This window comes from Protofrankia sp. CiP1_Cm_nod4 (assembly GCF_982290645.1).
In genome coordinates this window covers 55546-56251 of sequence record NZ_CEVIVC010000020.1, presented here as the reverse complement: position 1 = coordinate 56251, position 706 = coordinate 55546, and the positions used below count along the sequence as shown (strand labels likewise).

Here is a 706-nt window from a genome sequence, read left to right as displayed (position 1 = left end):
AGCCAGCCAAGATGATCTAGGGCGCCGGTCAGGTAGCGCGGATCCCATCCACGGCCGGCCGCACAGGTCATGATCCAGGAGAGTTTGTCGTTGTGTACGCTTTTTGGCCGCAAAAGCGTACACAACGACAAAATTATGCCGATCTTCTCCGGTGGCCGGCGTCCATCGAAGTGTGCCACTGTTTGTGGGGATACGTATGGTTACCTGGCCGGCGCTCTAGATGATCGATGAGACGGCTGGCCGGGCCGGCCCCGGCGGGCGGACGGAACTGTGTTCCGCGGGGCACTGTGTTCCGCGGGGCGCGGTCAGGCCGGCGCGCACTGCAGGTCCGGATGGTTGCCTCGCACGGCGCGGACGGTCAGCCGTACGTAGTCGACGACGGGCTCGGGCAGGCGCTCGGCGACCGCCCGGGTGAACGCGGCCCGTTCGTCGAGCGGCAGCCGGTCGAGATGAGAGCCGAGGACGACCGTTTCCAGGTAGCGCAGCAGCAGGTCGTCGTCGGGGAAGACCGCCGGGTCCGCCACCAGCGCCACCTCGGCGTCGACGAAGCCGGCGGCCCGCAGCCGGGCCCGCGTCCCGGCGACGTCGGCGAAGTTCCACACGTCCGGCACGTCGTCGACCAGGCTGTCGATGGCGCGGCTGACGTTCGCGATGTTCCCGTGCCCACCGCATTCGAAGACGAGCTGGCCGCCGGGGGCCAGCACGG

1 pseudogene is annotated in these 706 nt (G+C 68.7%); it reads right to left on the bottom strand.

Annotated features, from left to right (window positions below):
- Positions 1-305: 305 nt before the first annotated feature.
- A pseudogene (locus AC5LSR_RS06575) lies at positions 306-706 on the bottom strand (class I SAM-dependent methyltransferase); the annotation flags it as partial.